7 protein-coding genes are annotated in these 6,825 nt (G+C 72.0%); 6 read left to right on the forward strand and 1 reads right to left on the reverse strand.

The genetic code is table 11. The features are described 5' to 3' along the window. Positions 1 to 8 precede the first annotated feature (8 nt). On the forward strand, positions 9 to 761 hold the full coding sequence (locus ACWC94_RS27185) for a hypothetical protein (protein WP_450799707.1): 753 nt from the start codon (positions 9 to 11) through the stop codon (positions 759 to 761). On the opposite strand, the gene ACWC94_RS27190 is transcribed toward ACWC94_RS27185, so the two are convergent. After that, the gene (locus tag ACWC94_RS27190; protein WP_450799708.1) at positions 701 to 1,465 is read right to left on the reverse strand and encodes a hypothetical protein; all 765 of its coding nucleotides are present in this window, start codon (positions 1,463 to 1,465) and stop codon (positions 701 to 703) included. The two genes, ACWC94_RS27185 and ACWC94_RS27190, sit on opposite strands and share 61 nt — an antisense overlap. Positions 1,466 to 1,525: 60 nt before the next feature. On the opposite strand from ACWC94_RS27190, the gene ACWC94_RS27195 reads away from it, so the two are divergent. From ACWC94_RS27195 to ACWC94_RS27215, 5 genes are all read left to right on the forward strand, one after another. Then, the gene (locus ACWC94_RS27195) at positions 1,526 to 2,311 is read left to right on the forward strand and encodes an adenosylcobinamide-GDP ribazoletransferase (protein WP_450799709.1); all 786 of its coding nucleotides are present in this window, start codon (positions 1,526 to 1,528) and stop codon (positions 2,309 to 2,311) included. Positions 2,312 to 2,405: 94 nt separating this feature from the next. Continuing rightward, positions 2,406 to 2,996: an RDD family protein gene (locus tag ACWC94_RS27200; RefSeq protein ID WP_450799710.1), complete on the forward strand. Its 591-nt coding sequence runs from the start codon at positions 2,406 to 2,408 to the stop codon at positions 2,994 to 2,996. Positions 2,997 to 3,178: 182 nt separating this feature from the next. After that, on the forward strand, positions 3,179 to 4,735 hold the full coding sequence (locus tag ACWC94_RS27205) for a leucyl aminopeptidase (protein WP_450799711.1): 1,557 nt from the start codon (positions 3,179 to 3,181) through the stop codon (positions 4,733 to 4,735). 304 nt (positions 4,736 to 5,039) lie between these two features. After that, on the forward strand, positions 5,040 to 6,428 hold the full coding sequence (lpdA, locus tag ACWC94_RS27210; protein ID WP_450799712.1) for a dihydrolipoyl dehydrogenase: 1,389 nt from the start codon (positions 5,040 to 5,042) through the stop codon (positions 6,426 to 6,428). A gap of 61 nt (positions 6,429 to 6,489) precedes the next feature. Next, positions 6,490 to 6,825 (forward strand): biotin/lipoyl-containing protein (locus tag ACWC94_RS27215; RefSeq protein ID WP_450799713.1); only part of this gene is annotated, 336 nt, incomplete at its 3' end.

Below are 6,825 nucleotides of genomic sequence, written 5' to 3' on the forward strand. Positions count from 1 at the left end.
AACGCTTGATGGGAACGCTCGCCCGCTGGGCGCGTGAGGAATGGGGCCTGCTGTACGTCACCGTACGGGAGGCCCTGCCGAAGCGGCGCCTGCGGGCGATCCCGATGACCCTCGGGGCGGTGTGCCTGACGGCCCTGCTGCAGTACGTGCAGAACCAGTCGTGGGGCTACCAGTTCGTGCAGAACGCGGGCGGCGTACGGGCCGAGGACCCGCTGTGGCTGGCCCTGCTGCGCACCCCCCTGTCGCTGTTCGTGCCGGCGCTGGATCTGCCGGTGTGGGGCGCGCTGGCGCAGATCCTGCTGGTGTTCGGGATCGCCGAGGTGTGCATCGGCTGGTGGCGGACGCTGACCATCGCCTCCGTCGCCACGCTCGCCGGGACCCTGTACGCGCGCATCGGCATCACGCTCGGCACGCACGCCCCGTTCGGGCTGCCGTGGACGGACGCGCAGGTGGTGGACACCGGCCCGTCGGCGGCGGTGGTGGGGCTCGCCGTGTTCGTGAGCTGGCGGTACGGCGCCTACCTCACCTCGGGCGCGGTGACCCTGGCGATGGTCGTCGAGGTGCTGGTCAAGGAGAACCTGGCGGGCAAGGAGCACCTGGCCGCGCTGATGATCGTGGGGATGCTGTGCCTCGCGGTCGCGCTGCGGCACCGCCGCGGGCACGCACTGCGGCGCGCCTGGGGCCCGCTGCTGCGGGCCGGTCAGCGACGGCCGGGCAGCCGGGCCGGGCGCGGGTCGGGTTTGCCGCCGATCCAGTCCTGAACGGCGCGGCGCGGCCGGGTCCAGCGGCGGTCGTGACGGTAGGCGCGCAGGGCCGCCTTCGCGCGGGCGCGGGGGCGGCGGCGGTAGAAGCGTCGGGCCCACGGGGAGCCGGGGCGGGCGAGCCGGAGCGCGCCGACGAGCGCGACCAGCGGCACGATCACACCGAACACCGCGACGCGGGCCTTGCCCTTGCTCAGGGCCACGAGGGAGAGCAGGAAGTTCCCGGCGACGTTGGAGATGACCGTGCCCCGGTCGGCCAGTTCCTGCTGGGACAGGTCGTTCACGCCGAACGGCGCGAAGCCGGCGAGCAGCAGTCCGACGAGCGCGGCGGTGAGCACGACGACCTCGACGCTCTTGCGGCCCTCCTCGGTCCAGTAGACGTCGTCCAGGTGCAGGATCAGCGCGAACTCGTCCAGGACCAGACCGGCTCCCGTCCCGAACAGGACGGCGGCGACGGCCCCGCCCGTACCGTGCCGGTCGCTGGCGACCGCGCCGAATCCGCCGGCGAGGGTCAGGACGATCCCCGGGACGACGTGGTGGATGTGCAGTCCGCCCGCCTTGACGTTGCCGAACGGCCCCCTGCCGGCCCGGATCAGCCGGGTGATCACCCGCGTGATCACAAAGGTCAGCAGGAAGGCGGCGAGGGCGAGCAACAGCGGGAGTTTGCCCGGTTCGACGATGTTCCGCACCCACCAGTGCCCCATACGCGCACCTTATCCCCGGGCGTGGACGGCGGCTCCGCGACCGCCGGATAGCCTTCGCCGGTGCTCAAGTCCAGTCCTCTCCACGGCCTCCGCTTCGCCTTCGGCACCCTCACCGTGCTGCCCGTCCGGGTACACCGCTGGGACCGGCGGGCCGCACGCGGCGGCATGCTGGGCGCCCCGGTCGCCGGGCTGGTCGTGGGCGCCTGCGCGGCCGGACTCGGGCTGCTCCTGCTCCTCCTGGGCGCCGGTCCGCTGCTCGCCGCGGTCGCCTCGGTCGCCGTACCCGCCGCGCTGACCCGGGGTCTGCACCTCGACGGACTCGCCGACACCGCCGACGGCCTGGGCAGCGGCAGGCCCGCGGAGGACGCGCTGAGGATCATGAAGCAGTCGGACATCGGCCCGTTCGGGGTGATCACCCTCGTCCTGACACTCCTGGCCCAGGTCGCGGTCCTGGCGCAGCTGTACGGCGACTCCTGGGCGAGGGGCGCGCTGGCTGCCGTGGTCTCGGCCGTCACGGCGCGGCTGGCCCTCACCCTTGCCGCCCGGACAGGGGTACCGGCCGCCCGGCCGGAGGGACTGGGGGCGGCGGTGGCCGGGGTGGTGCCGGTGGCGGCGGCGGTGACGGTCGCGGCGCTGGTCACGGTCGTTGCAGCGGCGGGAGGGCGGACTCTCGGCCCGTACGGCGCCTGGCGCGCGGCGGCAGCGGTCCCGCTGGCTCTGGCCGCGGCCGAACTCCTGCTGCGCCGCTGCGTGAGCCGCTTCGGCGGAGTCACCGGGGACGTCTTCGGCGCGCTGGAGGAGACGGCCGCGACGGCCTCGCTCGTGGTCTTGGCACTGGGCGGCTGACAGCTCCCCCGAAGGGGTACGGGGCTGTGCCGATAACCGGCGGCGCTAGGCTTTCCGCCCGTACACGGACAGGAAAGCACGATCGGGGGACTCCGTGTTGAAGCTGCGCCGCACCCTGGCCTGGTTCATAGACTTCGCGCTGGTCGTCGCGGCGGCCACCCTGCTCGCCGTCCTCACCTTCCACAGAATCGGCGCGCTCGTCACCGACGTACCGGAACTGGCCACGAAGGGCGGCCTGGACCTGGTGACCTCACGCGGGGACGTCATCGGCGCCTCCGAGCACCTCGGCCTGTCCCTGTGGGACAAGGTGGTGCTGGACGTCGAGGAGGCCTTCGGCGCCCTCGTGGTCGTCACGTTCCTCTACCAGTGGACCTGCCTCACCTGGCTCGGCCGCACCCTCGGCAAGGGCCTGCTCGGCCTGCGGGTCACCCCGCGGCTGTCCCGGCACGCCCTGCGCCGGGCCGCGGTCACCACCGCCGCCGACGTCGCGGTGTACGCGCTGGCCTGTGTACTGCTGATCGAGGGTCATGTCGTGCTGTCGGTGCTGGTGTGGGCACTCGCGGTGGTGCTGTTCCTGGTCAACGCGCTGACCGTGTTCTTCCCCGGCCGCCGCTCCCTCGCCGACCGGCTGGCCGGCACCTCGGTCGTGGGCGCGTTGAGTGGCCACCACGCCACACGCGGGTGAACACTCGAAGGAATGAGCGAACACGCGCACGCGCGTAGTCTCGTCCCGGGTGTTCGCCGACAGGGTGAAGGCCCCGGTTGCCACCTGCGCCCAGGTTTGGACCTAGGGTCGGCTCTCGGGCCCGGTCGACCCACCCCCCATCGACCACAGCAACTTCACATCGGAAGCGAGATTTCACCACCGTGACTGCTCTGACTCTCAGCACCGCCGCGGCGCCCGGCCTGCGGGCCGACGCGATCGTGATCGGCGTCGCCAAGGGCGCTGGATCCAGGTCTGGGGACCTCGTCGTAGCGCCGGGCGCCGAGGCCGTGGACAAGGCCTACGACGGCAAGCTGGCCGGCCTCCTGGAGACCCTCGGCGCCTCGGGTGCCGAGGGTGAGCTGACGAAGCTGCCCGCTCCGGCCGGCTTCAAGGCACCGCTCGTCGTGGCGGTCGGCCTGGGCGCGGAGCCGGACACCAAGGGCGAGGAGGAGGGCTACGACGCCGAGGCGCTGCGCAGGGCCGCCGGTGTGGCGGCCCGGGCGCTCGCCGGGTCGAAGAAGGCCGCGTTCGCGCTGCCCGTCGACAGCCCGGGCGCCGTCGGCGCGATCGCCGAGGGCGTGCTGCTCGGCGCCTACTCCTTCGACGTCTACAAGGAGAACGGCCAGGCGAAGGGTGCCGCCAAGGGCAAGAACGGCCAGGCGCCGCTGGCCGAGGCCGCGCTGCTCGGCGGCAAGCCGCGCGACGCCGCCCACAAGGGTGCCGTCGCCCGCGCCGTCGCGGTCACCGAGGAGCTGAACCGCGCCCGCGACCTGATCAACACCCCGCCGAACGACCTCACCCCGGCCATCTTCGCCGGCCACGCGCAGACGGCGGCCAAGGAGCACGGCATCAAGGTGCAGGTGCTCGACGACAAGGCGCTGGCCAAGGGCGGCTACGGCGGCATCCTCGGCGTCGGCGGCGGCTCGGCGGCCACCCCGCGCCTCGTGAAGCTGTCGTACACGCACCCGAAGGCGGAAAAGCACCTCGCCTTCGTCGGCAAGGGCATCACCTACGACTCGGGCGGCATCTCGCTGAAGCCGGCCGGGCACAACGAGACGATGAAGTGCGACATGAGCGGTGCCGCCGCCGTGTTCGCCGCCGTCGTCGCCGCCGCGCGGCTCGGCCTGGAGGTCAACGTCACCGGCTGGCTGGCGCTGGCCGAGAACATGCCGTCCGGCTCCGCCGTGCGCCCGGGTGACGTGCTGCGCATGTACAGCGGCAAGACGGTGGAGGTCCTCAACACCGACGCCGAGGGCCGGCTGGTGCTCGCCGACGCGCTGTGGGCGGCCTCGCAGGAGAACCCGGACGCGATCGTGGACGTCGCCACCCTCACCGGCGCGATGATGCTGGCGCTGGGCAGCCGGACCTTCGGGGTCATGGCCAACGACGACGCGTTCCGCTCCGCGGTGTTCGAGGCGGCGGAGGAGGTGGGCGAGCCGGCCTGGCCGATGCCGCTGCCGGAGCACCTGCGCAAGGGCATGGAGTCCCAGGTCGCCGACATCGCGAACATGGGTGAACGGATGGGCGGCGGCCTCGTGGCGGGTCTGTTCCTGCGCGAGTTCGTGGGCGAGGGGATCACCTGGGCGCACCTCGACATCGCCGGACCGGCGTTCAACGAGGGCGGGCCGTTCGGGTACACGCCCAAGGGAGGCACGGGTTCCGCCGTACGGACGCTGGTCCGTCTCGCGGAGCTCACGGCCGCGGGTGACCTGGGCTGAAACGCCTGATGGCCCGGCCCGTTCCGTAGCACGGATCCGCCGCGTGGGGGGTGTGCGCGCCCACGCGGCGGAGCCGCATATCAGACACGGCCCCGCGCCCCTCGGCACGCGCCCCTTCGTTTTCAGCTGTACGTGGGGTGTCTCACACTCCAGCCCGGCGTCTCGTCCGCCTCGAACAAGTGCAAAGATGGAGCCCGGCAGGACAGGGCCCCCACCGAAGGGCCGAAGCATCAAGCGGCCGGACACCAGCCGCCCGCCGGTCACTGGAGATCGGCGCAAGGCGCACATGCATGGAGGACGTGACGTGGCGAACGACGCCAGCACCGTTTTCGACCTAGTGATCCTCGGCGGTGGTAGCGGTGGTTACGCCGCGGCCCTGCGCGGGGCGCAGCTGGGCCTGGACGTCGCCCTGATCGAGAAGGACAAGGTCGGCGGCACCTGCCTGCACCGGGGATGCATCCCCACCAAGGCTCTGCTCCACGCGGGCGAGGTCGCCGACCAGGCCCGCGAGAGCGAGCAGTTCGGCGTCAAGGCGACCTTCGAGGGCATCGACGTCGCGGCCGTCCACAAGTACAAGGACGGTGTCATCTCCGGCCTGTACAAGGGCCTGCAGGGTCTGATCGCGTCCCGCAAGGTGACGTACATCGAGGGTGAGGGCCGGCTGTCCTCCCCCACCTCCGTCGACGTGAACGGCCGGCGCGTCCAGGGCCGCCACGTCCTGCTGGCGACCGGCTCCGTGCCGAAGTCGCTGCCGGGCCTGGAGATCGACGGCAACCGGATCATCTCCTCCGACCACGCCCTCGTCCTGGACCGCGTGCCGAAGTCCGCGATCATCCTGGGCGGCGGTGTCATCGGCGTCGAGTTCGCCTCGGCGTGGAAGTCCTTCGGCTCGGACGTCACGGTCGTCGAGGGCCTGAAGCACCTCGTCCCGGTCGAGGACGAGAACTCCTCGAAGCTTCTCGAGCGCGCGTTCCGCAAGCGCGGCATCAAGTTCAGCCTGGGCACCTTCTTCCAGAAGGCCGAGTACACCCAGGACGGGGTCAAGGTCACCCTCGCCGACGGCAAGGAGTTCGAGGCCGAGGTCCTCCTCGTCGCCGTCGGCCGCGGTCCGGTCTCGCAGGGCCTGGGCTACGAGGAGGCCGGGGTCGCCATGGACCGCGGCTACGTCCTCGTCGACGAGTACATGCGCACCAACGTCCCGACCATCTCCGCCGTCGGTGACCTCGTCCCGACGCTCCAGCTCGCGCACGTCGGCTTCGCCGAGGGCATCCTGGTGGCGGAGCGTCTGGCCGGTCTGAAGGTCGTCCCGATCGACTACGACGGTGTCCCGCGGGTGACCTACTGCCACCCGGAGGTCGCCTCCGTCGGTATCACCGAGGCCAAGGCCAAGGAGATCTACGGCGCGGACAAGGTCGTCGCTCTGAAGTACAACCTGGCGGGCAACGGCAAGAGCAAGATCCTGAACACCTCGGGCGAGATCAAGCTCGTCCAGGTCAAGGACGGTGCCGTGGTCGGCGTCCACATGGTCGGCGACCGCATGGGTGAGCAGGTCGGCGAGGCCCAGCTGATCTACAACTGGGAGGCGCTGCCGGCCGAGGTCGCCCAGCTCATCCACGCCCACCCGACGCAGAACGAGGCGATGGGCGAGGCGCACCTGGCGCTCGCCGGCAAGCCGCTGCACTCCCACGACTGAGCCTTCGGTCAACGGGCGCGACGACACAGACTTCCGCAATTCGTTAGGAGCAACCGAAACCATGGCGGTTTCCGTAACCCTTCCGGCGCTCGGTGAGAGCGTCACCGAGGGCACTGTCACCCGCTGGCTGAAGGCCGAGGGCGAGCGCGTCGAGGCCGACGAGCCGCTGCTCGAGGTGTCGACCGACAAGGTCGACACCGAGATCCCCTCGCCGGTCTCCGGTGTCCTGTCCTCCATCAAGGTCGCCGAGGACGAGACGGTCGAGGTCGGCGCCGAGCTGGCCGTGATCGACGACGGCACCGGCGCCCCCGCTGCCGCCCCTGCCCCCGCCGCCGCCGAGGCCCCGGCTCCGGCCGCCGAGCCCGCCCCGGCCCCGGTCGCCGAGGCCCCCGCGGCT

This window comes from Streptomyces sp. NPDC001135 (assembly GCF_053598395.1).

Coding starts and splice junctions, on each gene's coding strand:
- ACWC94_RS27185 (WP_450799707.1), top strand. CDS start 9: ATGGGAACGCTCGCCCGCTGGGCGCGTGAGGAATGGGGCCTGCTGTAC.
- ACWC94_RS27190 (WP_450799708.1), bottom strand. CDS start 1,465: ATGGGGCACTGGTGGGTGCGGAACATCGTCGAACCGGGCAAACTCCCG.